Source organism: Enterobacter sp. K16B (assembly GCF_020216105.1).
In the GTDB taxonomy this organism is placed as follows: domain Bacteria; phylum Pseudomonadota; class Gammaproteobacteria; order Enterobacterales; family Enterobacteriaceae; genus Enterobacter; species Enterobacter sichuanensis.
The window spans coordinates 1-25,267 of record NZ_JAIWJZ010000001.1; the positions used below are offsets into that span (position 1 = coordinate 1).

General features: G+C 56.1%; 24 protein-coding genes and 1 pseudogene. 14 read left to right on the top strand and 11 right to left on the bottom strand.

The window, feature by feature from the left end:
- Nucleotides 1–53 precede the first annotated feature (53 nt).
- The 11 genes from LDK53_RS00005 (at nt 54) to LDK53_RS00055 (ending at nt 11,375) form a co-directional block, all read left to right on the top strand.
- On the top strand, nt 54–917 hold the full coding sequence (locus LDK53_RS00005; protein WP_225282956.1) for a fumarylacetoacetate hydrolase family protein: 864 nt from the start codon (nt 54–56) through the stop codon (nt 915–917).
- 18 nt (nt 918–935) lie between these two features.
- Nucleotides 936–2,003 carry a [citrate (pro-3S)-lyase] ligase gene (gene citC, locus LDK53_RS00010; RefSeq protein WP_225282958.1) on the top strand — a complete coding sequence of 356 codons (1,068 nt, stop codon included), beginning with the start codon at nt 936–938 and terminating at the stop codon, nt 2,001–2,003.
- A 24-nt stretch (nt 2,004–2,027) separates the two neighbouring features.
- Nucleotides 2,028–2,318, top strand: coding sequence for a citrate lyase acyl carrier protein (citD, locus tag LDK53_RS00015; protein WP_047958684.1), 291 nt, complete (start codon nt 2,028–2,030; stop codon nt 2,316–2,318).
- Nucleotides 2,318–3,193, top strand: a complete 876-nt coding sequence (gene citE, locus LDK53_RS00020; protein WP_059386937.1) for a citrate (pro-3S)-lyase subunit beta — start codon at nt 2,318–2,320, stop codon at nt 3,191–3,193. Before citD ends, citE begins: the two co-directional genes overlap by 1 nt.
- A 31-nt stretch (nt 3,194–3,224) precedes the next feature.
- Nucleotides 3,225–4,745 carry a citrate lyase subunit alpha gene (gene citF, locus LDK53_RS00025; RefSeq protein ID WP_225282960.1) on the top strand — a complete coding sequence of 507 codons (1,521 nt, stop codon included), beginning with the start codon at nt 3,225–3,227 and terminating at the stop codon, nt 4,743–4,745.
- 5 nt (nt 4,746–4,750) lie between these two features.
- Nucleotides 4,751–5,290 carry a citrate lyase holo-[acyl-carrier protein] synthase gene (gene citX / locus LDK53_RS00030; protein WP_225282962.1) on the top strand — a complete coding sequence of 180 codons (540 nt, stop codon included), beginning with the start codon at nt 4,751–4,753 and terminating at the stop codon, nt 5,288–5,290.
- Complete coding sequence (citG, locus tag LDK53_RS00035; RefSeq protein ID WP_225282964.1) at nt 5,265–6,140, top strand: triphosphoribosyl-dephospho-CoA synthase CitG; 876 nt, start codon at nt 5,265–5,267, stop codon at nt 6,138–6,140. Before citX ends, citG begins: the two co-directional genes overlap by 26 nt.
- Nucleotides 6,141–6,157: 17 nt before the next feature.
- Nucleotides 6,158–6,706 carry an RBBP9/YdeN family alpha/beta hydrolase gene (locus LDK53_RS00040; RefSeq protein ID WP_225282967.1) on the top strand — a complete coding sequence of 183 codons (549 nt, stop codon included), beginning with the start codon at nt 6,158–6,160 and terminating at the stop codon, nt 6,704–6,706.
- A gap of 17 nt (nt 6,707–6,723) precedes the next feature.
- Entirely contained in the window at nt 6,724–9,318 is a 2,595-nt protein-coding gene (gene acnB, locus LDK53_RS00045; RefSeq protein WP_225282969.1) for a bifunctional aconitate hydratase 2/2-methylisocitrate dehydratase, read from the top strand.
- 97 nt (nt 9,319–9,415) lie between these two features.
- Nucleotides 9,416–10,855 (top strand): anion permease, encoded by a 1,440-nt coding sequence (locus LDK53_RS00050; RefSeq protein ID WP_225282971.1) that lies wholly within the window; start codon nt 9,416–9,418, stop codon nt 10,853–10,855.
- Between the two features lie 70 nt (nt 10,856–10,925).
- On the top strand, nt 10,926–11,375 hold the full coding sequence (locus LDK53_RS00055) for a hypothetical protein (RefSeq protein WP_225282973.1): 450 nt from the start codon (nt 10,926–10,928) through the stop codon (nt 11,373–11,375).
- 142 nt (nt 11,376–11,517) lie between these two features.
- Here the strand turns inward: LDK53_RS00055 and LDK53_RS00060 are convergent, their stop codons facing one another.
- Nucleotides 11,518–12,093 carry a TetR family transcriptional regulator gene (locus tag LDK53_RS00060; protein WP_225282982.1) on the bottom strand — a complete coding sequence of 192 codons (576 nt, stop codon included), beginning with the start codon at nt 12,091–12,093 and terminating at the stop codon, nt 11,518–11,520.
- Between the two features lie 116 nt (nt 12,094–12,209).
- Between LDK53_RS00060 and LDK53_RS00065 the strand changes: the two genes are divergently transcribed.
- Complete coding sequence (locus tag LDK53_RS00065) at nt 12,210–13,697, top strand: MFS transporter (protein WP_225282984.1); 1,488 nt, start codon at nt 12,210–12,212, stop codon at nt 13,695–13,697.
- Nucleotides 13,698–13,767: 70 nt separating this feature from the next.
- Here LDK53_RS00065 and LDK53_RS00070 read toward each other — a convergent pair whose 3' ends face one another.
- The 7 genes from LDK53_RS00070 to LDK53_RS00100 are packed head-to-tail and all read right to left on the bottom strand — an operon-like array spanning nt 13,768 to nt 20,218.
- Nucleotides 13,768–14,994, bottom strand: a complete 1,227-nt coding sequence (locus LDK53_RS00070) for a Zn-dependent hydrolase (RefSeq protein WP_225282986.1) — start codon at nt 14,992–14,994, stop codon at nt 13,768–13,770.
- Nucleotides 14,991–15,473, bottom strand: a complete 483-nt coding sequence (locus tag LDK53_RS00075; protein ID WP_047958673.1) for an L-2-amino-thiazoline-4-carboxylic acid hydrolase — start codon at nt 15,471–15,473, stop codon at nt 14,991–14,993. Before LDK53_RS00075 ends, LDK53_RS00070 begins: the two co-directional genes overlap by 4 nt.
- 17 nt (nt 15,474–15,490) lie before the next feature.
- Nucleotides 15,491–16,648 carry a branched-chain amino acid ABC transporter substrate-binding protein gene (locus LDK53_RS00080; protein ID WP_025758885.1) on the bottom strand — a complete coding sequence of 386 codons (1,158 nt, stop codon included), beginning with the start codon at nt 16,646–16,648 and terminating at the stop codon, nt 15,491–15,493.
- Nucleotides 16,649–16,676: 28 nt separating this feature from the next.
- Nucleotides 16,677–17,396, bottom strand: a complete 720-nt coding sequence (locus LDK53_RS00085; protein ID WP_225282996.1) for an ABC transporter ATP-binding protein — start codon at nt 17,394–17,396, stop codon at nt 16,677–16,679.
- Nucleotides 17,389–18,156 carry an ABC transporter ATP-binding protein gene (locus LDK53_RS00090; protein WP_047958670.1) on the bottom strand — a complete coding sequence of 256 codons (768 nt, stop codon included), beginning with the start codon at nt 18,154–18,156 and terminating at the stop codon, nt 17,389–17,391. Before LDK53_RS00090 ends, LDK53_RS00085 begins: the two co-directional genes overlap by 8 nt.
- Nucleotides 18,153–19,259: a branched-chain amino acid ABC transporter permease gene (locus LDK53_RS00095; RefSeq protein WP_095451255.1), complete on the bottom strand. Its 1,107-nt coding sequence runs from the start codon at nt 19,257–19,259 to the stop codon at nt 18,153–18,155. The genes LDK53_RS00090 and LDK53_RS00095 overlap by 4 nt, the downstream gene beginning before the upstream one ends.
- 8 nt (nt 19,260–19,267) lie before the next feature.
- Entirely contained in the window at nt 19,268–20,218 is a 951-nt protein-coding gene (locus LDK53_RS00100; RefSeq protein WP_225282998.1) for a branched-chain amino acid ABC transporter permease, read from the bottom strand.
- A 170-nt stretch (nt 20,219–20,388) separates the two neighbouring features.
- Here LDK53_RS00100 and LDK53_RS00105 point away from each other — a divergent pair, with 170 nt between their 5' ends.
- The gene (locus LDK53_RS00105; RefSeq protein WP_025758879.1) at nt 20,389–21,333 is read left to right on the top strand and encodes a LysR substrate-binding domain-containing protein; all 945 of its coding nucleotides are present in this window, start codon (nt 20,389–20,391) and stop codon (nt 21,331–21,333) included.
- Here the strand turns inward: LDK53_RS00105 and LDK53_RS00110 are convergent.
- The 3 genes from LDK53_RS00110 to yddG all read right to left on the bottom strand — a co-directional run bounded on the left by LDK53_RS00110 (nt 21,323) and on the right by yddG (nt 24,418).
- Nucleotides 21,323–21,763, bottom strand: coding sequence for a GFA family protein (locus LDK53_RS00110; RefSeq protein ID WP_225283000.1), 441 nt, complete (start codon nt 21,761–21,763; stop codon nt 21,323–21,325). The two genes, LDK53_RS00105 and LDK53_RS00110, sit on opposite strands and share 11 nt — an antisense overlap.
- A 77-nt stretch (nt 21,764–21,840) precedes the next feature.
- The gene (gene ompC, locus LDK53_RS00115; RefSeq protein WP_225283002.1) at nt 21,841–22,923 is read right to left on the bottom strand and encodes a porin OmpC; all 1,083 of its coding nucleotides are present in this window, start codon (nt 22,921–22,923) and stop codon (nt 21,841–21,843) included.
- A 616-nt stretch (nt 22,924–23,539) separates the two neighbouring features.
- Nucleotides 23,540–24,418 (bottom strand): aromatic amino acid DMT transporter YddG, encoded by an 879-nt coding sequence (gene yddG / locus LDK53_RS00120; protein WP_045286744.1) that lies wholly within the window; start codon nt 24,416–24,418, stop codon nt 23,540–23,542.
- A 219-nt stretch (nt 24,419–24,637) separates the two neighbouring features.
- Between yddG and LDK53_RS00125 the strand changes: the two are divergent.
- A pseudogene (locus tag LDK53_RS00125) lies at nt 24,638–25,222 on the top strand (molybdopterin-dependent oxidoreductase); the annotation flags it as partial.
- Nucleotides 25,223–25,267: the final 45 nt, after the last annotated feature.

Consider the following 25,267-nt stretch of genomic DNA (forward strand, 5'->3'; position numbering starts at 1 on the left):
CACGCCTCAGGGCGTGAACACAGAACGAATATGTATATCAATCGGGTATCATCATGAAATTAGCAAGTTATATTCATCAGGGCCGTAAAAGCTACGGGATTTATACACCATCCGGCATTATCGATTTGGGTAATAAAATCGGCCATCACTACGCCACGTTGAAAGATCTCCTTCAGTGGGATGCGGTTGACGTTGCCAGGCAATATCTCGATTGCCCTGTGGATATCATGCCTGAAGAGATTACCTTTTTACCCGTTATTGAAGAGCCAGGAAAGATATTCTGCGTTGGCATGAATTACGCTGAAAAAAGAAAAGAGTTTGCCGAGACCAATAATGCGCCCACGCTGTTTATTCGCTTTCCTGATTCACAAACCGGGCATGCTCAGCCGGTGATAAAACCGGTTCTCTCCAGCGAATTCGATTATGAAGGCGAGCTGGCCGTTATTATCGGTAAACCTGGCAGCCGGATTGACGTGAATGACGCACTCAGCCATGTCGCGGGATACAGCTGCTATATGGATGGTTCCGTTCGCGACTGGCAGCACGCCTGGTTCACTGCCGGTAAAAACTGGACGCAAACCGGCGCCTTCGGCCCCTACATGACCACGGCGGATGAGATCCCCGATCCACATGCATTGACCATTCATACCTGGCTGAACGGTATGCTGGTTCAGAATGACTCCACCGGCAGCATGATCCACAAAGTGGCGGATCTTATCGCCTACATCAGTACGTTCACCTCTCTCAGCGCTGGCGACGTCATTATTACCGGTTCGCCAGGCGGCGTCGGCAAAAAGCGTAATCCGCCGCTGTTTATGCACCATGGCGATCGCGTTGAAGTTGAGATCGAAAACCTTGGTCGCCTGATGAACACCATTGTGGAAGCTCAACCGCAGCCGGAAGAGCTCGCTGTCTAAACGCCCAGGAGAGAGAAGATGTTCAGCGCCAGAACACCCGAGTTTGAGGTTATTAACGCCGGTAACGCTCAGGCCAGAGAGGAGGTTGCCGCTTTCCTGGCCCGCAACGGTTTAGGTATTGATGACGATATTGCGCAATTTATTGTTGCCCGCTATCAGCGCCATCTTGTCGCCTGCACCGGCATTGCGGGTAACACGTTGAAGTGCATAGCAGTAGATGCCGGGTGGCGGGGCACGTCGTTAATCCTGACGTTAATCCATGAGGCCGAACTGCAGGCGGCACAGAACGGTGAACATCAACTCTTTCTCTTTACCTGTCCGGATAACGTGAAGTCATTTCGCGGATGCGGCTTTTATCCGCTGGTGACGGTCGGGAAGCGTGCGGCATTAATGGAAAATACGCCGGTGGGGATTCATCGTTATTGCAGCGAACTTCGCCGTCATCATCTCGTGCCGGGAAATACTATTGGCGCGATTGTGATGAACGCGAATCCGTTCACCCTGGGCCATCAATATCTGATCGAGCATGCAGCAAGCCGGTGCGACCACTTGCATGTTTTCGTGGTTCAGGAAGATGTCTCCGCGTTTTCATTTAAAGAACGCTTCGCGATGGTCAGGGACGGTTCGCTGCATATTCCTAACGTCACGGTGCATCCGGGGTCTGCGTATATTATTTCTCGTGGCACCTTCCCGGGCTATTTCCTGAAAGACAAGCAGGTCATTGATAAAGTCTACGCGGCCATTGACCTCCTGCTGTTCAGAAATTACATCGCCCCGGCGTTGAATATTCATCATCGTTTCGTGGGTACCGAACCGTTCTGTCCGTTAACCGCTGAATATAACCGGGCAATGCATCGCTGGCTGGAAGACGAAACCAGCGCGGCGCCCCGTATTTGCGTCCACGAAATAGAAAGAAAAACGGATGGCTTTAATGTGCCGGTCTCGGCTTCAGCTGTTCGTCGTTTATTAAAAGAAAACAACATCGCTGCCGCCAGCCGCATGGTGCCAGCCACCACGCGCGCGTTTCTGAATAACGGAGTGCAGCATCAGCGTTGCTTATCCGAGCCGCTGACGGCAGCGGTTTAAGCGCATTACCACAGGAAAATGGATATGAAAATTGTACAAGCCGCGATGGCGGGAACGCTGGAGTCCAGCGACCTCATGGTTAAGGTCAGCCCCGATGAGAGCGGGCTGGACGTGGTCATCCACAGCGAAGTCTATAAGCAATTCGGCGACCGAATTGCAGAAGTGGTGAATGAAACGCTCTCTGCGTTCAACATCGAACAGGGGCAGATCATTATTGATGATAAAGGCGCGCTGGACTGCGTGATCCGCGCCCGCGTGCAGGCTGCACTGCTCAGAGGGACAGCCCGGGAAGACATTGCATGGGAAACGTTATAATGAAAAAGTTACGCCGCAGTATGTTATTTATTCCCGGTTCAAGTGCTGCCATGTTGTCGACGGCATTTATCTATAAACCAGACTCCATTATGTTTGACCTGGAAGATGCCGTGGCGCTGAAAGAAAAAGACAGCGCCCGTCTTCTGGTATTTCATGCCCTGCAACACCCGATGTACAACGATATTGAAACCGTTGTTCGAATTAACCCGCTAAATACTCCTTTCGGTTTAAAGGATCTTGAAGCTGCCGTCAGGGCAGGGGTGGATGTTATTCGTCTGCCGAAAACCGACTCTCCGGAAGATATCTATCAGCTCGAACGTGAAATCGTCCGCATTGAAGAAACCTGCGGCCGTCCTGTTGGCTCCACGAAATTAATGGCCGCAATAGAATCTGCCGTGGGGGTTATTAATGCGGTCGCCATTGCGAAATCGTCCGACCGTTTAATGGGTATTGCGCTGGCCGCTTTTGATTATGTGATGGATATGCAAACCGAGCGGGGCGACGGGACAGAGCTGTTCTATGCCCGCTGTGCGGTATTACATGCCGCGCGCGGAGCCGGTATTGACGCGTTCGATGTGGTGTACGCCGACGTGAATGACGAGGCCGGTTTCCTGAAAGAGGTGGATCTTATCCGCCGGATGGGCTTCAACGGAAAATCGCTGATTAACCCGCGACAAATTGAAATTCTTCATAACGCCTACGCCCCCACCCAGGAAGAAGTGGATTACGCACAGCGCGTGCTTGCCGCCGCAGAAGAGGGCGAACGCAACGGACTCGGGGTGATCTCGCTGAACGGCAAAATGATCGACGCGCCGATTATCAACCATGCCCGTGTTGTTATCGAACGCAAAAATGCCTCTGGCATTCGTCAGTAATCACCTTTTTTCGCAAGCGACAGGATGAATAATGAAAAATCTCACTGAAACCCTGCACCACATTCCCGGCACGCGTCGTGAATACGTCGCCTTCAGCGGCGCTAACGCGACGACGCCGTATCTTTCTGATACACAGCAAAAATATCAGCGCAAACTTTTTGCCAGCGTGGACGAGGTGCTGGACCGTTGCGATCTGCATGACGGCATGACCGTCTCCTTCCATCACGCGTTCCGCGAAGGCGACAAGGTGATCAACTATGTGATGGATAAGCTGGCTCAGCGCGGTCTTAAAGGACTCACGCTTGCGTCCAGTTCGTTAATGTCATGCAATACGCCGCTTATCGGGCACATTCGCAATGGCGTGATTGGCAAAATCTACACCTCCGGGATGCGTGGTGAACTCGCGGACGCGATTTCACACGGACTGATGGACGAACCGGTACAGATCCACTCCCACGGCGGACGGGTGAATCTGATTCAGAAGGGCGAAATTACCATTGATATCGCTTTTCTGGCGGTCTCCTGCTGCGATGAATATGGCAATGCCAGCGGCAACGGCGGTACCTCGCAGTGCGGCTCGCTGGGTTACGCCATGGTCGATGCGCAGTATGCCAAAAAGGTGGTCCTGCTTACCGAAACCCTGAAGCCATTCCCTAATCTGCCGGCCAGTATCGTTCAGGATCGGGTTGACTATGTGGTGCAGATTGAGGGCGTCGGCGATCCGGCCAAAATCAGCGTCGGCGCCGCCAGGGTGACCAGTAATCCACGCGAACTGATGATTGCCCGTTCTGCTGCCGACGTTATCGAACACTCTGGTTATTTCCGCAACGGCTTTTCCATTCAGACCGGTTCAGGTGCGGCATCAACCGCCTGTACGCGGTTTATGGAGGCTCGGATGCGCAAACACAATATTGTCGCCCGGTTCGCGCTCGGCGGGATCACCGGCAGCATTGTCGATCTGCATCAAAAGGGCTTAATTGAAAAGATCCTCGATACGCAAAGCTTTGACGGTGCGGCGGCGGCCTCCATGGCGGTCAATCCCAACCATGTTGAAATCTCCACTAACGTCTACGCCAACCCGGCGGCCAAAGCCGCCTGCTGCGACAGGGTCGATGTGGTCATCCTCAGCGCGCTGGAGGTGGACACACAATTCAACGTCAATGTCCTCACCGGTTCCGACGGGGTGATGCGCGGCGCGTCAGGCGGGCATTGCGATGTCGCGGCGGCGGCCAATCTCACCATTGTAGTTGCTCCGCTGATCCGCAGCCGCATTCCAACCGTTGTCAGGCAGGTCACCACCCTGGTAACACCGGGGGAGAGTATCGACGTTCTGGTTACCGATCACGGTATTGCCGTTAACCCGGCGCGCCCGGAGGTCCGCGAACGCCTGATTCACGCCGGGCTGACCGTCGTCGACATCGAGGCGCTGTACCAGAAGGCGTTGCTTATCTCGGGTGAGCCTAAGCCGGTGGCGTTTACCGACCGGATCGTTGGCGTGGTGCGCTACCGCGACGGCAGCGTAATTGATGTGGTTCACCAGGTGAAGGAGTGATCCCCATGACGGATAACGCATCGAATACCTCTGTTTCGCTGGAACAGGTTCTGACGTCAAAAGAGCAGCGCGCACGCCGACAGCAGGCGTGGCTGTTTCAGTCGGATCATACCGTGATATCCGTCACGCTGGTCTGGCCGGGGGCGGTGAAGGATACCGGTCTGGCCCGACGGGTGATGGCCGTTGCGAATGAGGCGCTCGGTGAGCTATTCCGCACGCATCAGTGGACGGTCTGTCGCCAGCAGACTCTGCAGCCGATCACCGGGCCGGAAGCGCTCTGGTCGGTGGCGGCCCCGGCCTGGATGATCAAGCACGTCACCGCGCATCTCGAAGATAACCATCCTCTGGGACGCCTGTGGGATATCGACGTGTTGTGTCCGAAAACGGGACTGCTGAAAAGAAGCGCCATCCAGCAGCCGATGCGCAGATGTTTTATCTGTCATGAACCTGCTCATGTCTGCTCGCGTATGCGACGCCATTCCCTGCCCGAGCTTATGCGTGTAATTGAGGCGTTAACCGATGACTACTTCGCTTGCCAGCTGTAATACGTCAGCCCCCCAGCAGAGCGTCGCGGCGCTGGCGGTCGAGGCTCTGTACCGGGAAATCCGCTTAACCCCGAAACCGGGCCTGGTGGATCGCGAAAACAGCGGAGCGCATCGCGATATGAATTACGCGCTGTTTATGGCCAGTATCGCGGCCATTGCCCCGTGGTTCACCGCGTTCTTTAACGTCGGCAGGGAGACGGCCCGCCTTACCGGGCCGCAAACGCTGCGGGCAATAAGGCCGGTCGGTCTGGCCTGCGAGCAGGCGATGTTCAACGCCACCGGCGGGGTGAATACCCATAAAGGCGGCATCTTCTCCCTGGGGCTGCTCTGTGCCGCGGCGGGGCGTCTGACGCAAAGGCAGGAAAGCCTCACGCAACGCAGCCTGTGCGATGAGAGCAGGGCGATTTGCGCTGGCATCGTTGAACTGGAGCTGAAGAATCGCGGCGTTGCGAAAACGAAGGGCGAGCAACAGTTCCTGGCCTACGGTTTAACCGGCGCCCGAGGGGAAGCTGAAAGCGGTTTTGCCACCGTCCGCCACGCTGGGCTGCCTCACTTTGAAATGGCACTGCGCCAGGGAGCCTCTGAGGACGACGCGTTACTGAGGATGTTGCTCGGGCTGATGGCGGCGAATCCGGATACCAATCTTGTTTCACGGGGGGGACCCGAAGGGCTGAATTATGCCAGACGCTATTCCAGACGACTTTTAGCGGTGAAACATCTGACGCCGGAGAAATTAGTTCACGCCTTAACCCGCATGGACGCTCAGTTTATTCGCCGGAATTTAAGCCCGGGTGGGAGCGCAGATCTTATCGCCGTCGGATGGTTATTGTCACAGTTTCCCTCCGAATAATCGAAAAGGAAAACGTCATGATTGAACAACGCCTCCAGCAGCTCAGTAGCGTCTATACCGTGGTTCTGGTGCCGGGTCTGAGAGACAGCGATGAACATCACTGGCAAAGCTGCTGGGGGCGACGTTTTCCTTTCTGGACGCGAATTCAGCAGAAAAACTGGTTCGAGCCCGATATTGAAAACTGGATCTCCGCCATTACCCGGGAGCTGACGCAGTGCCCGCTGCCCGCCATCCTCGTCGGGCATAGCTTTGGTGCGCTGGCGTCGTGTCGGCTGCTGCAAACGCGACCGGTAAACGTCGCCGGGGTGGTGATGGTCGCACCGGCAGAGCCCGCGTTTTTCGGCCTTGAAGAGGCCATTCAGCCTGCGCCATTACCGGTTCCCTGCCTGATGTTTGCCAGCAGAAACGATCCCCTGATGCGCTTCTCCCGCGCGCAGTTCTGGGCTGCCTGTTGGAAGGGGCAGTTAATCGATATCGGCGAGGCCGGACATATTAATGCCGAATCTGGCCACGGTGAATGGCCTTACGGACTTGAACGACTAACAGAATTTTGTGAACAACTTTAGCTTTAACAGGAGAACCTATGTTAGATGATTACACTCAGCACCTGAAAGCCCGCCAGGAGGTGGGCATTCCGGCGAAACCGTTAACAGCGGAACAGACAGCGGCGCTGATCCAGCGTTTACTTCACGATGCGCCGACACATCACCCGCAATTAATCGATTTATTAACCCACTGCGTCCCACCGGGTGTCGATCCTGCGGCAAAGTTAAAAGCCGAGTTTTTATTTAAGGTGGCGTTGCAGGACTACCGTGTTAACGGTCTCTCTCCCGACGCGGCCACCACGCTGCTGGGTACCATGCAGGGCGGTTATAATGTCCAGCCGCTGATTGCGCTGCTTGACCATCCGGACCTGGCGCCGCTGGCCGCACAGCAGCTCTCTACGACCATCCTCATTTTCGAAAAATTCAGCCAGGTTGAAGCCAAAGCGATGGCCGGTAACGTCCATGCGAAAGCGGTGCTTCACGCGTGGGCCAATGCCGAATGGTTTACCCGCCGCCCGGCGATGGCGGAAAAAATCACCCTGAAGGTATTTAAGGTGCCCGGTGAGACCAATACTGACGATTTGTCTCCGGCACCGGAGGCATGGTCACGGCCGGATATTCCGCTGCATGCGCTCTCCATGCTCAGTAACGCCCGGGAAGGGGTTGAGCCAGATGATCCCGGCGCGCGCGGGCCGTTGCGCCAGCTGGCAGAATTAAAAGCGGCTGGCTGGCCGCTGGTCTATGTTGGCGACGTTGTGGGAACCGGATCGTCACGTAAATCCGCCACCAACTCCATCTTATGGCACATCGGGAACGATATTCCTTTCGTGCCGAATAAACGCAACGGCGGGTTTGTGTTTGGCGGCAAGATCGCCCCCATTTTCTTTAATACGCTCGAAGATTCCGGTGCCTTGCCGGTAGAGATGGATGTCTCCACGCTGACGACCGGGATGCTGATCGATCTTTATCCCAGGAAAGGCGAAATTCGTGAGACCGAAAGCCAGCGTCTGGTGACGACCTTTACGCTTAAAACCGAGGTGCTGCTGGATGAAGTGCGTGCCGGCGGGCGGATCCCGTTGATTATCGGACGCAGCCTGACGGCGAAAGCGCGGGAATCGCTGAAGCTTGCGCCTTCTGAGGTCTTCCGCCAGCCTGCGGCACCTGCGCCTTCCACCGCCGGTTTTACGCTGGCCCAGAAGATGGTGGGTAAAGCCTGCGGCGTCGCGGGGATCCGTCCCGGACAGTATTGCGAGCCAAAAATTTCGACAGTCGGTTCACAGGATACCACCGGCGGGATGACGCGTGATGAGCTGACCGATCTGGCGTGCCTGACGTTTTCAGCCGATCTGGTGATGCAGTCTTTTTGCCACACCTCTGCGTATCCAAAGCCGGTGGATGTTCGGCTGCATGAAACGTTGCCGCAGTTTATCACCCACCGTAACGGGGTGGCGCTCAAACCGGGGGACGGCATTATCCACTCCTGGTTAAACCGCATGCTGCTGCCGGATACGGTAGGCACCGGTGCTGATTCCCATACCCGTTTCCCGCTGGGGATCTCCTTCCCGGGCGGCTCCGGACTGGTGGCGTTCGCCGCGGCAACGGGCATTATGCCGCTGGATATGCCGGAATCGGTGCTGGTTCGCTTTAAAGGTGAGATGCAAAAAGGCATCACCCTGCGCGATCTTGTTCACGCTATTCCGCTGTATGCCAGAAAACAGGGGCTGCTGACGGTCGAGAAAAAGAATAAGCGCAATGTTTTCTCGGGCCGAATCCTCGAAATCGAGGGGCTGGAAGCATTAAGTGCAGAGCAGGCGTTTGAACTGGCCGACGCGTCGGCTGAACGGTCCGCTGCCGCCTGCGTGATGCGCCTGGCGGAAGAGAAGGTGGCGCAATACCTGCGCTCCAATGCGGCTCTGCTGCGCTGGATGGTTCAGCAGGGGTACGAAAACGCCGCCACGCTTGAACGTCGTATCGCGGAGATTGAGGCCTGGCTGGCTAACCCGTCGCTGCTCTGCGCCGATCCAGATGCGGAATACGCGGCCGTCATTGAGATTGACCTCAATGAGATCACCGAACCGGTGGTCTGCGCGCCGGACGATCCGGATGATGCCCGCCTGCTTTCTGAGGTGGCCAACACGCCGATAGAAGAGGTCTTTATTGGCTCCTGCATGACCAATATCGGCCATTTCCGCGCGGCCGGGACAATCATGGCCGAGGCCAGCGAAAGTCAGGCGCGTTTGTGGCTCGCTCCGCCGACAAAAATGGATGCCCAACAACTCTCTCGTGAAGGCTATTTTAATCAGTTTATTCAATCGGGCGCGCGCATTGAGCCCGCGGGCTGTTCACTCTGTATGGGGAACCAGGCGAGGGTGCGCGAAGGGAGTCACGTGGTATCAACGTCCACCCGAAATTTCCCGCATCGCCTGGGAACAAATGCCAAAGTCTTCCTGGCGTCCGCTGAATTAAGTACCGTTGCGGCTATCCTGGGTAAAATGCCCACCGTTGACGAGTATTTTCGCTATACCGATAAACTTCATGACGCCCATGAAAATATCTATCGTTATCTCAGTTTTGACACCCTGGCTGAATATCAAACCACAAAAGGTGATAATATCCAGATTGTTACCGTGTAATTCTTTGTTATTTGTTTGATAAATATTATTTAGCCGGCAGAGACCTCTCGCAGGAGTGGTCTCTGCTATTCAGGGACCCTTTTCTCATGGGTGAGATATGCTTAAATCCAATGTTTTAAAAACAATCTTACTTGCCATTATTATATTATTATCAATATTTATTCCTCCGCCTGATGGATTAACCAAAGAGGCGTGGATCCTGGCAGGCATTTATCTTTCCGCAATCGTAGGGCTGGTAATTAAACCCTATCCTGAACCTGTCATCATGCTGGTCGCGGTCGCATTAACCTGTTTTACCGTGACCAAATTCCCCGATTCTCCCGTGAAATCCATGGATGTTCTTAGCGGATACGCCTCAGGCACCACCTGGCTTGTGTTCAGCGCCTTTACTCTTAGCGCGGCGTTTGTCACCACCGGTCTGGGAAAACGCCTTGCCTACTGGTTTATCCTGAAATTTGGCAGCACGACGCTGAGACTGGGCTATGTAACCGCCTTGCTGGATTTGGTGCTGGCACCCGCCACGCCCTCAAATACCGCGCGGGCAGGTGGGGTGGTTTTCCCTATTATTAACAGTATCGCGACCGTGCTGGGGTCAACGCCACAAGAGTCACCGCGCAAGGCCGGACGTTATTTAATGGTCAATGTCTATATGGTGACTAAAACGACCAGCTATATGTTTTTAACCGGTTTTGCCGGGAACGCATTAGCGCTACAGCTTATTTCCGACATTTTCCATATACATATTAGCTGGATCGGCTGGATGCTGGCGGGTGCCCCGTTGGGATTATTGATGCTGTGTATTATTCCCTATATTTGTTACCGCGTCGCCTCGCCGGAAATTAAAAAGATTGATAATGTCGCGATTGCGACTGATGGGCTGAAAAGCCTGGGAGCGATGAGTCTCAAAGAGAAAGGGCTGGTGGTGATTTTTATCGCCGCGTTACTGGGTTGGATCTTTTCTCGCCATCTTGGACTGAATGAATCCGCTGTCGCCATTATCGCGATGGGGGCGGCACTGCTGTTTAATATTATCGGCTGGAGTGATGTTCAGAAAAATAAAGGTGGCTGGAATACCCTGATGTGGTACGGAGGCATCATTGGTCTGAGCGCCACCCTGAGCAAAGAGGGCTTTTTCCGCTGGCTGGCTGATTTCCTGTCAGCGCATTTGGATTTCCTCAGCGCCGGTAATATGACCATCGTGATTATCGTGTTTCTCAGCGTACTGGTTCGCTATTTCTTTGCCTCCGGCGGGGCCTACGTGGCGGCCATGGTGCCGGTCTTAGCCACCGTGGGGCTGGTCACCGGCACGGCGCCCGTACTGCTGGCGCTTGCCATTCTGTTTTCCAACTCGTATGGTGGCTGTATCACCCACTATGGTGGCGCGGCAGGTCCAATTATCTTCGCCTCCGGCTATAACGACATTAAGTCATGGTGGACAATCGGCACAATCGTGGCGCTGGGCACGTTTTTAGTCCACATGTTCCTCGGCATACCGTGGTGGGGTTTCCTGATGCAGCACGGCATGCTGCAGTATTAATCGCCCGGTGGCGGCTACGCCTTACCGGGCCTACAGTCCACGCGGCGGCATTACTCGAAGGCATGTTGATATGGAAATCGTATTACGAAATAAATTCAGTTCATTGGGAATGTTTCTGGGGGGAATTGCACTCATTCTCTCAATCGTGCAGTTTTCATTCGGACCGTTTTCTCCAAAGCCGCCAGCGCTTGAGGTTATTGTTGCTGAGAAAGTGTCGGCTGTAAAACAAGGGGTAATTGCGGGGCTAAAGGGAGAGCGTCCTGCTGCCCGAACCGAAAAAACGAAGGTTGATATTGACAGCATTCTTCTTAACGCCGGGATTATTCTCGCTGTTCTGGCACTGGGACTTTCGTTCATCGGAGGAATGTGCAAGGAGAGCCGTTGGGGTATCTCTGGGGCACTGCTATTCTCAGGGCTAACGCTTACCTTTCATGCTGTGCTGCTTGCGTTCGGGTTGATCGTCGCGGTGTTGTTGCTGTTATTTATTCTCTCTCTGCTCACCGGAGGTTCAATAAGTTAATTTCAGCCCGGTGGCGGTTATGCCTTACCGGGCCTGGAGGAACCGGAACGTAGGTCGGGTAAGGCGTAGCCGCCACCCGACAAAATCAACGGCGATCAGCGGCATCACGCGCCCAGATTGCCCAGCCCGTCCTTCAGGAGTATTAACCCAATTCGAGGGAGATCAGCTTGTCGAGATGCTGAGTAAACGCCGCGTCATCCATCTCAGGCATATTCAGGACATACATCCCGTCAAGACCACACACCAGCCCAATCAACCGCCAGGCAATATTTTCCGCCCGATCGGTAAGCGTAAACGCGTTGGCCTCCGCCCCGGCGCGGATAATCGCCACGGTCTCCTGATGCCACATCTCCATGGTCATCACATAGGCGCTTTTAATGTCAGCGTCGCGGCTGGCCAGGAGCTGCGCTTCCCGCCACAGGCGAATATAGGGCTCAAACCCGCCATCATCGCTGCCGAGCATAGCGTGCAGCCGCTCCCGCCAGCTGGCGTTTTCACCCACCACGTCGGCATCCAGTAACGCACGGATCAGCCGAACGAAGGCCAGCGATTTTAGCTCCCCACCGGAGGTAAAATGATGGTGAACCTGTCCAGTCGCGACCCCGGCTTCAGCCGCAATGCGGCGTACCGTCATGGCCGTCAGTCCTTCAGCCAGCGCCACGCGCATGGCGGCCTGTAAGATGGCTTCCCGCCGTTCATCCTTGCTCAGATATCGCATGTTGACTCACTCTCAATGGGAACGAAACGAGTGTAACAAAAAGCTGGACACGCGTTCAACTTTCCGTAGGATCGCATTCTGGACATGTGTCCATATTTGCAATGAAAAGGAAATTTATGTTTGGTCAGTGGTTAGCGTTAGTGATTATCGTACTGGTGTATATTCCGGTGGCGATCGACGCGACGGTGCTGCACGTGGCGGCGCCGACATTGAGCATGACGCTGGGCGCCAGCGGCAATGAATTGCTGTGGATCATTGATATTTACTCGCTGGTGATGGCGGGAATGGTGCTGCCGATGGGTGCCCTGGGCGATCGGATTGGTTTTAAACGCCTGCTCATGATGGGCAGTACGCTGTTTGGCCTGTCGTCCCTGGCGGCCGCGTTTGCCCCGTCGGCAGGGTGGCTGATTGCGGCCCGCGCCTCGCTGGCCATCGGCGCGGCGATGATCATTCCGGCTACGCTTGCCGGGATCCGTACGCTGTTTGTCGATGCGCGCGATCGTAACATTGCGCTTGGCGTCTGGGCGGCGGTGGGGTCCGGTGGCGCGGCGTTCGGTCCGCTGATCGGCGGCATGCTGCTTGAGCATTTTTACTGGGGATCGGTATTCCTGATCAACGTCCCGATCGTGCTGGTGGTGGTTTCGCTGGCGGCGCGTTTTGTACCCCGTCAGCAGGGGCGTCCGGAGCAACCCCTCAATATTAGCCATGCCATCATGCTGATTGTGGCAATTTTGCTGCTGGTCTACAGCGCCAAAACCGCGCTTAAAGGTGTGCTCTCGCCGTGGCTGGTTGTCAGTGCGCTGGTTGCTGGCTCGGTGCTGCTGTTTGTCTTCGTGCGTATTCAGCTTCGCGCCCGCGTGCCAATGATCGACATGCGCCTGTTCTGCCACCGCATCATTCTGAGCGGCGTGGTGATGGCGATGACCGCCATGATTGCCCTGGTCGGGTTTGAGCTGTTAATGGCTCAGGAGCTGCAGTTTGTTCACGGCTTTACGCCGTTTGAAGCGGGGATGTTCATGCTGCCGGTGATGGTCGCCAGCGGGTTCAGCGGGCCGATAGCAGGTTTCCTGGTCGGGCGTTTAGGGCTGCGTATCGTCGCGGCTGGCGGTATGGGGCTCAGCGCCGTCAGCTTTATCGGCCTGTCGATGCTCGACTTCAGTACGCAGCAGTGGCAGGCATGGGGGCTGATGGTGCTGCTCGGCTTCAGTGCCGCCAGCGCACTGCTGGCCTCGACCTCCGCCATTATGGCTGCCGCGCCGAAAGAGAAGGCCGCTGCCGCAGGGGCGATTGAAACCATGTCCTATGAGCTGGGGGCCGGGCTGGGGATCGCCATTTTTGGCCTGCTGTTGACCCGCAGCTTCTCGGCGTCAATTGAGCTGCCTCAGGGGCTGCACGCTTCTCTGGTCGATAAAGCCGCGTCGTCTATTGGTGAAGCGATGAAGGTGGCGCAGGAGCTGACGACGCCTCTGGCAGAATCGGTGATTGAGGCGGCGAAAAGCGCGTTTATCACCTCGCACAGCGTGGCGCTGGGCAGTGCGGGAGGCATGCTGCTGTTGCTGGCCGTTGGGATCTGGTTTAGCCTGGCGAAGGTGCCGAAGTCCTGAAACACACCCGGTGGCGCTGCGCCTACCGGGCGTGCGGGAGCGGTGTCGTAAAGCCGGGTAAGCACCCGGCTTACTTTTCCTGGGCGGCGGCCAGCACGCTGTGCAGCAGCACGTTTGCCCCTTTCTCTGACCATTCCGGCAGGATCCTCTCTGCTTCGTTATGGCTGATGCCTTTCACGCAGGGGATGAAGATCATACTGGCAGGCGCGACTTTGCTGACATAGCAGGTGTCGTGCCCCGCGCCAGAGACCATCGGTTTCGACGAATAGCCCAGTTCGGCCACCGCCTTCTCCGTACGCGCCAGGCATGTGGCATCAAACGCTATCGGCGCATAGTCAAAAATGCGCTCAACGACAGCCGTCACGCCGCGCAGGGTGAGGCTTTCAGCCACTTTATGCAGCGCCGCTTCCATAGCTTCCAGTGCCGCCTGCGAAGGATGGCGAAACTCCACGCTGCATACCACACGAGAGGGCACAACGTTGCGCGAGTTCGGCGTAACCTGGGCCATACCGATCGTCGCGCGTCCGTCTGGCGCATGCCGATAGCCAATCTCTTCCACCTTCAGCGCCAGCTCCGCGAAGGCGGTCAGCGCGTCGCGACGGCTGTGCATTGGCGTCGTTCCGGCGTGGGCGGCAAATCCGTCCAGCGTCAGGGTAAACCAGCGCTGGCCCATGGCGGCGCGGACGAGCCCGATATCCAGACCTTCATCTTCCAGAATCGGGCCCTGTTCGATATGCAGCTCATAGCAGGCGTGAACCGGAAACGCGCAGGCCGGTATGTCTCCACGATAGCCAATCTCTTCCAGCGCCTCGCGAACGGTCACGCGTTTGCTGTCCATTCGGGCGTAAGCAAATGCCTCGGTAAGCTGGCCGGCCCAGACGCCTGAGGCGAGCATGGCTGGCGCAAAGCGGGCACCTTCTTCGTTGGTCCAGTTCACCAGCACAATGTCACGTTCCGTCTCAATGCGATGATCATTGAGGGTACGCAGCAGTTCCAGCCCGGCCAGCACGCCGTAAACCCCGTCGTAGTTGCCGCCGAGCGGCTGGGTATCCACGTGCGATCCGGTCATGACCGGCGCAAGCTCGCGGTTTTTCCCCGCACGGCGGATAAACATGTTGCCCATGCGGTCGACGTCGCAGGTAAATCCGGCGTCCAGCGCCCAGTCGCGCAGCAGGTTACGCGCAATACGATCTTCCTCGCTGAGTGCCAGACGGGTCACGCCACCGGCGGGCGTCCCGCCGATCTGCGCCATCATCGCAAGCGTTGACCAGAGCCGTTCGGCGTTGACGCGGATCATGGCTTGTCCTTAGTGCTGCGGTAGCGGAAATCGCAGCAGGCACCGCCCTGCATGATGGTGGTGGTACGGGTCAGCTTCACGTCCGGGGCATAGCCGACGATGAATTTTTCATCGCGCGCGCAGGAGAGCAGGTGACCAATTTCGCCCAGCCCCATCTCGTGATACATCTCCGCGTAGCGGCAGCGGGTCACGTTGTAGTTGTACTGCTGGTCGTCGGCGTCGATCACCTTCACCTCGAGGGCGTTATCTTTTTCCCACAGATACTGCAGAGCGATAAAGCTCTTCACGTCCGTGCCGTTGGGCTCTTTGCTGGCAAACGCTTTGCCAGCGTCAATCGCGGCCTGCTCAATGGCCTCGCCAATCACCGCCTGGGCGCGGGTTTTCCCTATCTCGCGCACCAGGATTTCATAAATTGGCTTAATAATTTCGGCTTCAATTTTGCGGCGGGCGAGAATGCCCAGCTCGTTATTATCACTCATCACATTGCCTCGCTGCGTTACTTCGCTTTTGCGCCGCCCAGCACGGTCTGCGGCTGCCATTTGCCGTCGACAACCTTGTAGACCGTGAACGACGGCGATTTCAGGTTACCTTCGTTATCAAACGCAATCTGGCCGGTGACGCCAGCGTAGCTTATGGCACGCAGGGCAGGCAGATACGCGGAAGGATCAACGGAGTCTGCTTTTTCCATCGCCGCCACCAGCACGCGGGTGGCGTCATAGGCGAACGGGGCGTGCAGTTCGATATGGGTGTGGTAGCGGGACTGATACGCCTGCTCGAACGCTTTACCTCCCGGCATCTGGTCAACGGGCAGACCCGGCTCCAGGGCGACCACGCCTTCTCCCTCTTTTTGTGCCAGCTGCAGGAACGTCTGGCTGACGAATCCGCCTGCGCCCATCAGCGTGGCGTTCATGCCCAGCTGTTTGATGCGACGCGCCAGCGGTGCGGCCTGGCTGTCGACGCCGCCGAAGAAGATCAGATCGGCATTTTTACTGCGAATGGCAGTCAGTACGGCGCTGAAATCGACCGTTTTGTCATCCACGTACTGACGATCGACAATCTTCACGCCCTGTGCTTCAAGCGATTTAATAAACTGGTCTGCCAGACCCTGACCAAAGGCGGTACGGTCGTCGATCACCGCAATGCGTTTGGCTTTCAGGGTGTTCACCGCGTACTGTCCGGCAAGCTGGCCACCGTCATCGTCGTGGCCCATCACGCGGAAACTGGTATCAAAACCCTGTTGTGTATAGGCATGACCGGTCGCGACCGGTGCCACCTGTGCGATGCCGGCATCATGATAGACACGGGCAGCCGGAATGCTGGTACCGGTGTTCCAGTGGCCGACCACGCCCGCCACGCCGCTGTCCACCAGACGCTGCGCCACGGCAACCGCGGTGCGCGGGTCGGACTGATCGTCTTCGGACTGCAGCCTGAAAGTCACCGCTTTGCCGCCGATGGTCGGGTGCTGTTTGTTGATGTCATCGATCGCCAGCTGCGCGCCATTCTCCAGATCTTTACCGATACGGGCAGACGGGCCGGTGAGCGGGCCCGCCAGACCGATAACCACGGTTTCACTGTCGGCGGCTCTGGTGGCCGTTGAGGCGAACCCACCGAGCAGAATAGCGGCGCTTAGCGCACTGATTTTTACTGTTTTCATTGTATTTCCCTGGTGTTGGCTGGTGTTGTTAAACGGGCATTTCGCCCAGATAAATCTGTGCAATCTGGTCGTCATCAAGCAGCGCTTTCGATTCGCCATGATGAACGATGCTGCCGCTGTCCATCACCCATGCGCTGTCGGTCACTTCCAGCGCCAGGCGGGCGTTTTGTTCGATCAGCAGCAGGGCAACCCCGCGCTCGCGAAGGCTGGCAATAACGGCAAAAATATTCTCGACCATCTTCGGAGCAAGGCCCATCGACGGTTCGTCGAGGATCAGCAGGCGCGGCTGGCTGAGCAGGGCGCGGTTCAGGGCCAGCAGCTGTTGTTCACCGCCGGAAAGCAGCCCGGCAAGCTGGTGCTGTCGTTCGCCAAGACGGGGGAAACGCTCGAAAATCGCCGCCATCTCCTGTTTTACTGTGACAGTGTCACGTCTGAGCCAGGCCCCCATCTGCAGGTTTTCCAGAACCGTCATGCGGGAGAAGATCCCGCGGCCCTCCGGGACCATCACCAGCCCGTCGCGCAGCAAGGTGTCAGGGCGCAGTTTGCGTACCGATTTACCGTTGAATTCAATGCTGCCGCCAAAGCGTTCCAGCCCGGTAATGGCGCGCACGGTGGAGCTTTTCCCCGCGCCGTTAGCGCCGATGAGCGTAGCCTGTTCACCCTCGTGCAGGGTAAAGGAGACGCCGCGTACGGCCTGAATGCCGCCGTAATGCACGTCCAGACCTTCGACTTTCAGGAGTTCAGACATGGGCGCTACCTCCAAGCCAGGCGGCGATCACAAGAGGGTCGCGGCGCACGCTTTCCGGCGTGCCGCAGGCAAGCGTTTTGCCGTAATCCAGCACCGTCAGACGATCGCAGATATTCATCACCAGCTTGACGTCATGCTCAATCATCAAAAGGGTTTTGCCGTCATCGCGTATGCGGATGAGCAGCTCGCCGAGGGCCACTTTTTCCGCCGCGTTCATCCCGGCTGCGGGCTCATCCAGCGCCAGCAGAAGCGGATCCGTTGCCAGCGCGCGGGCGATTTCAAGACGGCGCTGGTGGCCATAGGCCAGATCGCAGGCGCGATAGTGGGCGAACTGCGCAATGCCGGTATAGTCCAGCCAGTGCCACGCCTGCTCGCGGGTCTGCCGCTCTTCCGCGCGGGCGCGCTTGTGGCGGCTCAGGGCGGCCCACAGACCGTTACGGGTGCGCACGTGGCGGCCTACCATCACGTTTTCCAGCACCGACATATCGTTGAAGAGGCGCACGTTCTGGAAGGTGCGCGCAATCCCGGCGGCGGTGACTTTCTCAATGTGCTTCGGGAAATAGGGCTTACCGGCAATCGAAAACTCACCGCTGTCCGCCGGATACAGCCCGGTGATCAGGTTAAAGCAGGTGGTTTTCCCGGCCCCGTTGGGGCCGATCAGCCCGTAGATCTCGCCCTTGTCCACGGTGATTGAAACATCATCCACGGCAGTCAGCCCGCCGAAGCGTTTTGACATGTTGCGTACGGTTAACAGACTCATGCCTTCACCTCCTTGTGGCGTACCGGCCAGATGCCGGCAGGACGCACCAGCATCACCAGCACCAGTGCCAGGCCGTAGAACAGCTGACGCAATACTTCCGGGTCAATCAGCACCGTACCGAACAGCGCCTGCTGCACCGGAGCCGCCTGGCTGCGCAGCAGTTCCGGCAGGGCGGTGAGCAGTATCGCGCCGAGGATCACGCCCGGTATGTGTCCCATACCGCCCAGCACCACCATCGCCAGCACGGCGATGGATTCCTGCAACGTGAAGGATTCCGGGGAGACAAAGCCCTGAAACGCGCCGAACAGTGCGCCCGCCACGCCGCCAAAAGAGGCGCCCATCGCAAAGGCCAGCAGCTTATAGTTACGTACGTTGATCCCCATCGCGCGGGCCACATCCTCATCTTCACGGATGGCGTGCCAGGCGCGGCCGATACGGGAATGCTGCAGACGCAGGCAGACGAAAATGATCGCCACAATCACCAGCATCAGCAGGTAGTACCACAGCCAAAGCGCGGGCACCTTGACGCCAAACCAGTGGTATACGCCGCTGAACTTCAGGCCGAACAGGTTCAGCGTGTCCACCCCGGTAATGCCCTTTGCACCGTTGGTGATGTTTACCGGACGGTCGAGGTTACGCATCAGGATGCGGATAATCTCCCCAAAGCCGAGGGTCACTATCGCCAGATAGTCGCCACGCAGCTTCAGCGTGGGGGCACCCAGCAAAATGCCGCAGACTGCCGCAACCAGCGCGGCCAGCGGAATAATGAGCAGGTAAGAGGTATGCAGCCCGTCCGGGAACCAGACTCCGAGGATCGGGAACACCGCCAGCAAGTGTGGCGACGCCATCAGCGCCGCGAGGTAGGCCCCGACCGCGTAAAAGGCGATAAAGCCCATGTCCAGCAGGCCGGTGTAGCCGACCACAATGTTGAGCCCCAGCGCCAGCATGATGTAGAGCAGGGCGAAGTCGATAACGCGCACCCAGTAGTTGCCGCCGAGCTGCGTGGCCACCACGGGCGCAATCAGCAGCGCGAGGCAGAATAACGTCATGCCGGACCAGAACTTGCGCGAGGTCGCCGGAGCCTGGAGTTGAAGAGTTGTCATAATGCCCCTTACGCTCTGTTTGCCACGCGCTCGCCCAGCAGGCCTGCCGGACGGAAGACCAGCACCAGGATCAGCACGATAAACGCAAAGACATCCTGGTAATTGCTGCCAAACACGCCGTGGGTCAGCTCACCCAGATAGCCCGCGCCCAGCGCTTCGATAATGCCGAGCAGGATCCCGCCAATCATGGCGCCACGAATGTTACCAATGCCCCCCAGTACGGCGGCGGTGAAGGCTTTGATTCCGGGTAAAAAGCCCATAGAGAAGCTGGCGTTACCGTAGTTGCTGGCCATCATCACGCCGGCCAGCGCGGCAAACGCGCCACCAATGGCGAACGTCAGGGTGATAATGGCATTTGGGTTAACCCCCATCAGCGTGGCCACGCGCGGGTTTTCCGCAACAGCGCGCATGCCACGACCCAGGCGAGTGTATTCCACAAGCAGCCACAGCCCGGTCATCACTGCAAGCGCCAGCGCCACGGTGACAATGCCGGTGACGGTCACAATCGCAGGCGGATGCAGTTCGCTTCCCGAGGTAACGGCAATGGGGTCCATGGGCAGGATCTGCGGGAACATTAATGGGTTGCGCGTCCAGATAATCATTGCCACGGTTTGCAGCAGGACCGAGACGCCGATACCGGAGATCAGCGGCGCCAGGCGCGGGGCATTGCGCAGTCGGCGATAGGCAAAACGTTCCACGGCTATGGCCAGAAGGGCGCAGACGACCATGGCAATCGCCAGAGCCAGGCCAAGCTGCAGCAGCAGCGGCATATGAGGGAAGGTGGCATTCAGGGCGTTAATGGCGGAGAGCGTGGTGAGCGCACCGACCATCAGAATATCGCCGTGAGCAAAGTTAATAATGCGCAAAATGCCATACACCATGGTATAGCCCAGCGCGATCAGCGCGTAAATGCTTCCCAGCATCACACCGTTGATCAATTGTTGTATGAGTGTGTCCAACGTCTGTACCCGCAAAGTGCTCTTTCTGCGGCTACCTTCCGATAAATGAATTAAATTGTAAAATACACATATATTATTTCTTATGATAAACCGGTATTGCCTTATCTATATGATTTATATAAATATAGTAAATCCCTGCTTTCGGCAGAAAAGCGTAAAGAAATCAACATATGAATAAAACAGAACAATTGGCCGTTCTCCCGGCGTATGCAGAAAGTCGTCTGGCGAACGACCCGCCGCTTCGGGCTGTGCGCGCGTTTGAAGCCATCGCCCGGCTGGGCAGCGTCACGCTGGCCGCGCAGGAGCTGGCGATCTCACCGTCAGCCGTGAGCCATCAGCTCAGGGTGCTCGAAGGGTATCTGCAAATGCCGCTGACGGAGCGTCAGGGGCGCAGGCTGGTGTTAAGTCAGCACGGACGTGAATATTACCGTTCAATCCGGGCGGCCTTTAACGTATTGCGTCAGGCGACGGAGCACCTGGCAGAGCAGGCGCAAACGCGACAGGTCACTATCAGCCTGATCCCGCTTTTTGGTATGGGGTGGTTTATTCCGCGGTTGCCCGCTTTTATGCGCGCCAATCCGCAAACCGAAATTAACGTGGTGTATGCCAACCATCGCAACTATCTGAGCGATGCGTCGGATATGTCGATTCGTTTTGGCAACGGTCAGTGGGCGGGTTATCAGAGTGAAAAGCTGATTTCCGGACAGATGGTGCCGGTGTGCAGCCGCGCATTTTTGCGCATCCACGGCCATATCGACACGCCTGAACAGCTGCTGCAAATGCCACTGCTGCACGATGAAGAGCGAACCAGCTGGCCGCAGTGGTTTCAGTTGCAGGGGGTAAAACGTCCTCTCCGGCGCAGCGGCCCTCTGTTCGAGGACGGGCTGTTGACGCTGGCGGGCGTGCAGGCCGGGCTGGGCTGCGCGTTAATGCGTGAACCCCTGATTGCACCGTATCTTGAGAGCGGTGAACTGGTGAAGATCCTTGACTTACCCATTGATGACGGGCGCGACTATTACCTCTGCGTGCGTTCAGATTCAGAGATGACCGAGGACGGTAAGCTACTGCAAAACTGGCTTCGTCGGGAAGCCGGTGTTCACCCTGTTACAGCGTAAGCAGGCAGTGTTTATCCAGCGCTTCAATTTCTGCGCCGGTGTAGCGCGCGTATTGCCCGGTCAGACCAAAGAACGCCGGTTGGGTTTCGGTATAGATTTCTGCTGCCAGCACCAGCCGACGTCGCTCATCTTCGCTCATCTCAAGCAGTGTCCAGGGAATGAAATAGCGCGAAGCTGCAGTCAGTTTGAACCACAGTGGGCAGCCGCAGCCGGGGCAAAACCCGCGCTCTCCACGATCCGATGAGCTGAAATGAGAAGGGGCGATGGAGTCCTGCTCGACAAGCGGCTGGCCCGATGCCTCCACATACATGGCGATCCCCCCGGACCACTTCTGGCATTGCGTGCAGTGGCAGGCGACCACGTCGAAATTGTTGAGGCTCACGCTGAATTGACTCATTCCGCACAAGCAGCGTCCTTTGAAAATATGCATGGCGTACTCCTTTTTGACGCCAGAAATCCGTATAAAAAAAGCCAGCCACATGGGCTGGCTTTCTGGCGTGGCATATCTTAGAACTGGTAGGTCAGACCTACAGCGACGATGTTATCGGTCGCTACGCCAGTTGCTTTGGTGAAGCTGTTGTCGTCAACCAGGTTGATTTTGTAATCAACATAGGTAGACATGTTTTTGTTGAAGTAGTAGCTCGCGCCAACGTCAACGTATTCAACCAGATCCTGGTCGCCGTATGAACCCAGGTCTTTACCTTTGGATTTCAGGTAAGCGATGGATGGACGCAGGCCGAAGTCGAACTGGTACTGAGCAACAACTTCAAAGTTCTGTGCTTTGTTCGCGATATAACCATCACCGAAGTTGGTCATGTTGCGGGTTTCAGAGTAGGTGGTTGCCAGGTAGATGTTGTTCGCATCGTATTTCAGGCCAGCAGCCCATACTTCTGCGTTTTCACCGCCAGCGTTAACGGTGTTTGCAACACGACCTGCAGCAACCTGACTGTCAGTACGGTCAGATTTCGCGTAGGTTGCACCCACACCGAAGCCGTCCATTTCATAGGTAGAAGACAGACCCCAGCCGTCACCGTTCGCTTCGGTGATGTCATTACGGTCGTTTTTACCCTGGTACTGAGCGGCAACGTTCAGACCGTCAACCAGACCGAAGAAGTCGGTGTTACGGTAGGTTGCAACGCCAGTCGTACGGCCAGTCATAAAGCCATCAGTCTGAGTCCAGGTATCGCCACCGAACTCTGGCAGAACGTCAGTCCATGCGCCGATGTCGTAAGCAACACCGTAGTTACGACCGTAGTCGAAAGAACCGAATTCGTTGAATTTCAGACCGGCGAAGGCCAGACGGGTTTTGTTGCCGTCAGAGCCCTGAGATTCAGAACGGTTGCCTTTGAACTCATATTCCCACTGGCCGTAACCGGTCAGCTGATCGTTGATCTGAGTTTCGCCTTTGAAGCCCAGACGAACGTAAGTTTTGTCGCCGTCGTTATCGCTATCGTCAGAAAAATAGTGCAGACCTGTCACTTTACCGTACAGATCCAGCTTGTTACCGTCTTTGTTATAAACTTCAGCCGCGTTTACAACGCCTGCTGCCAACATGGAAGTCACTGCCACTGCAACTAATTTAAGTTTCATCTTAAATATTCCTTATAATTTTCTTCAGTATTTCCTGAGCCACTTTGAACGATTTCTAAACGAGGCTGATCGTCAATGGCATGTTATTTTTAAAAATCTTGTAGTCGCCTTTCAATAATAAGTTTCAAATTATTAGCAATAATTTCAGTTAGTGTGATCGAGATCGGATTAATGAGCGTGATAGTGAATGAATTGGTGGGTATTTGCGCAATTTTCCGGGGGTTTTATTGCGGGCAATATAGTTTCGTTGTGGTTTTATAATATGCGGTAATTATCGGTATATTCGTTCTTTGTCTTGCAAAAACTTACCTTGATACCCTGTTAACCCTGTTTTTTGGCCCTAAATCAACGGCATTTCCGAGGTGTGCGCAGAAATACACAGAAACATACTATTGCACTTCGTGCTATTAAAAAGGTGAGTATTTGCATGGAACTAATCACGCAGCGGTGTCAATTTGTGTCAATAACAGACAACGTGTATTTACGAAAGGGCGATAATATAAACAGAATATAAATACCTCTTCGGCTGTCCTGAAGAGTATTCTGGCGTGATGATATTAAATTTATGTTAATAATTTGTTGTCGGGCTGAATATAACCCGACAGCAAAATCGACATTATTGTTTTGTCGCGTACCAGCAGAGTAATGACCCGGCGCAGACCATCAGCGCGCCTTGCCAGAAGGAGAATGAGAGGGGCGAACTCAGCACGGCGGCGGCAAGCGCGGCTGAAAGGACCGGGGTAAAATAGGAAATGGCCGCCAGTATCGTGACGTTCCCGTGAAGAATGCCAATATTCCAGGCGGCATAACCCAGACCAAGGGCAACCCCGCACATCACAAGTTTCACCACCACCGGAAGGGTGAATACCATATCGGGCTGTTCACTCAGAGCATATTTCATCCACAGACTCAGTGCGGTCAGCAACACAAACAGCGTGATACCGTTTTGCCCCTGCGCAAATTTACGCGTAACGGTGCAGTAGGCCGCCCAGATAAATGCCCCGGCAAATGCCAACGCATAGCTCAGCGGGCTGGAGATGATATTGCGGGTTATTTCATCAAGGTGTAATCCCTGTTCACCGCCTAATACCCAGCAGACTCCCAGCAATGAGATGGCTAACCCCGGGATCACCCACAGGGTGGATTTTTGTCCGTTGAACAAAATAGCGAAAACAATGGTCAGGCTTGGCCAGAGGTAATTGACCATGCCGACCTCAATGGCCTGCGATCGCGTGGCGGCATAGCCCAGCGACAGCGCCAGACATATTTCGTAGCTGACAAACAGAACGCTGCCCGCAATAAGGTACCGGGACGAAAACCGTCTGATATCAGGAAATCCTACCGTCACCAGACACAGTAATCCGCTGAGGGTGTATATCATCGCCGCACCGCCTACCGGCCCCAGCCCTTCACTCACGCTGCGGATAAGGCCGACCATGGTGCTCCATAACAGTATTGCCGCCAGCCCAATAAGCGTTGCTCTCTTTCTGTCCATGACTTCGCCATTACTAAAAAACAAAGGGAAAATGTAGCGCATTCATCCTGACGCTGTCGCGAATTATTCTCTTAAGCCGTTAATCAAAAAGAGGTATTTAACCGTAACGGCAGTGACTATTAAGGGGGTGAAGGCAGGCGACCTTGATTTGACGCAAAAAAATCAGGGGCTTTGCTGTTAGTTTGCGCCACGAAGTCTTATCAGATAACGAGGACAACAATGGACGTCAGCCGCAGACAATTTTTCAAAATCTGCGCGGGCGGTATGGCCGGAACAACAGCCGCTATGCTGGGGTTTGCTCCCAAAATGGCACTGGCTCAGGCACGCAACTATAAGCTGCTGCGCGCAAAAGAGATCCGTAACACCTGCACATACTGCTCCGTAGGTTGTGGGCTTTTAATGTATAGCCTGGGCGATGGCGCGAAGAACGCCAGAGAAGCGATTTACCACATTGAAGGGGACCCGGATCATCCGGTGAGCCGCGGGGCGCTGTGCCCGAAAGGAGCGGGGCTGCTGGACTACGTTCACAGCGACAACCGCCTGCGCTACCCGGAATACCGCGCGCCAGGCTCAGACAGATGGCAGCGTATCACCTGGGATGAGGCTTTCTCCCGAATTGCCAGATTAATGAAAGCCGACCGCGACGCCAACTTTATTGAAAAGAACGCGCAGGACGTGACGGTCAACCGCTGGCTTTCGACCGGCATGCTGTGTGCCTCTGCGGCAAGTAATGAAACCGGCATGCTGACGCAAAAATTTGTGCGCTCTCTCGGCATGCTGGCGGTAGACAACCAGGCGCGCGTCTGACACGGACCAACGGTAGCAAGTCTTGCTCCAACATTTGGTCGC

What these genes read in the sequence shown, in the direction of transcription:
- LDK53_RS00005 (WP_225282956.1), top strand. Translation starts at nt 54, where the DNA reads ATGAAATTAGCAAGTTATATTCATCAGGGCCGTAAAAGCTACGGGATT.
- citC (WP_225282958.1), top strand. Translation starts at nt 936, where the DNA reads ATGTTCAGCGCCAGAACACCCGAGTTTGAGGTTATTAACGCCGGTAAC.
- citD (WP_047958684.1), top strand. Translation starts at nt 2,028, where the DNA reads ATGAAAATTGTACAAGCCGCGATGGCGGGAACGCTGGAGTCCAGCGAC.
- citE (WP_059386937.1), top strand. Translation starts at nt 2,318, where the DNA reads ATGAAAAAGTTACGCCGCAGTATGTTATTTATTCCCGGTTCAAGTGCT.
- citF (WP_225282960.1), top strand. Translation starts at nt 3,225, where the DNA reads ATGAAAAATCTCACTGAAACCCTGCACCACATTCCCGGCACGCGTCGT.
- citX (WP_225282962.1), top strand. Translation starts at nt 4,751, where the DNA reads ATGACGGATAACGCATCGAATACCTCTGTTTCGCTGGAACAGGTTCTG.
- citG (WP_225282964.1), top strand. Translation starts at nt 5,265, where the DNA reads ATGACTACTTCGCTTGCCAGCTGTAATACGTCAGCCCCCCAGCAGAGC.
- LDK53_RS00040 (WP_225282967.1), top strand. Translation starts at nt 6,158, where the DNA reads ATGATTGAACAACGCCTCCAGCAGCTCAGTAGCGTCTATACCGTGGTT.
- acnB (WP_225282969.1), top strand. Translation starts at nt 6,724, where the DNA reads ATGTTAGATGATTACACTCAGCACCTGAAAGCCCGCCAGGAGGTGGGC.
- LDK53_RS00050 (WP_225282971.1), top strand. Translation starts at nt 9,416, where the DNA reads ATGCTTAAATCCAATGTTTTAAAAACAATCTTACTTGCCATTATTATA.
- LDK53_RS00055 (WP_225282973.1), top strand. Translation starts at nt 10,926, where the DNA reads ATGGAAATCGTATTACGAAATAAATTCAGTTCATTGGGAATGTTTCTG.
- LDK53_RS00060 (WP_225282982.1), bottom strand. Translation starts at nt 12,093, where the DNA reads ATGCGATATCTGAGCAAGGATGAACGGCGGGAAGCCATCTTACAGGCC.
- LDK53_RS00065 (WP_225282984.1), top strand. Translation starts at nt 12,210, where the DNA reads ATGTTTGGTCAGTGGTTAGCGTTAGTGATTATCGTACTGGTGTATATT.
- LDK53_RS00070 (WP_225282986.1), bottom strand. Translation starts at nt 14,994, where the DNA reads ATGATCCGCGTCAACGCCGAACGGCTCTGGTCAACGCTTGCGATGATG.
- LDK53_RS00075 (WP_047958673.1), bottom strand. Translation starts at nt 15,473, where the DNA reads ATGAGTGATAATAACGAGCTGGGCATTCTCGCCCGCCGCAAAATTGAA.
- LDK53_RS00080 (WP_025758885.1), bottom strand. Translation starts at nt 16,648, where the DNA reads ATGAAAACAGTAAAAATCAGTGCGCTAAGCGCCGCTATTCTGCTCGGT.
- LDK53_RS00085 (WP_225282996.1), bottom strand. Translation starts at nt 17,396, where the DNA reads ATGTCTGAACTCCTGAAAGTCGAAGGTCTGGACGTGCATTACGGCGGC.
- LDK53_RS00090 (WP_047958670.1), bottom strand. Translation starts at nt 18,156, where the DNA reads ATGAGTCTGTTAACCGTACGCAACATGTCAAAACGCTTCGGCGGGCTG.
- LDK53_RS00095 (WP_095451255.1), bottom strand. Translation starts at nt 19,259, where the DNA reads ATGACAACTCTTCAACTCCAGGCTCCGGCGACCTCGCGCAAGTTCTGG.
- LDK53_RS00105 (WP_025758879.1), top strand. Translation starts at nt 20,389, where the DNA reads ATGAATAAAACAGAACAATTGGCCGTTCTCCCGGCGTATGCAGAAAGT.
- LDK53_RS00110 (WP_225283000.1), bottom strand. Translation starts at nt 21,763, where the DNA reads ATGCATATTTTCAAAGGACGCTGCTTGTGCGGAATGAGTCAATTCAGC.
- ompC (WP_225283002.1), bottom strand. Translation starts at nt 22,923, where the DNA reads ATGAAACTTAAATTAGTTGCAGTGGCAGTGACTTCCATGTTGGCAGCA.
- yddG (WP_045286744.1), bottom strand. Translation starts at nt 24,418, where the DNA reads ATGGACAGAAAGAGAGCAACGCTTATTGGGCTGGCGGCAATACTGTTA.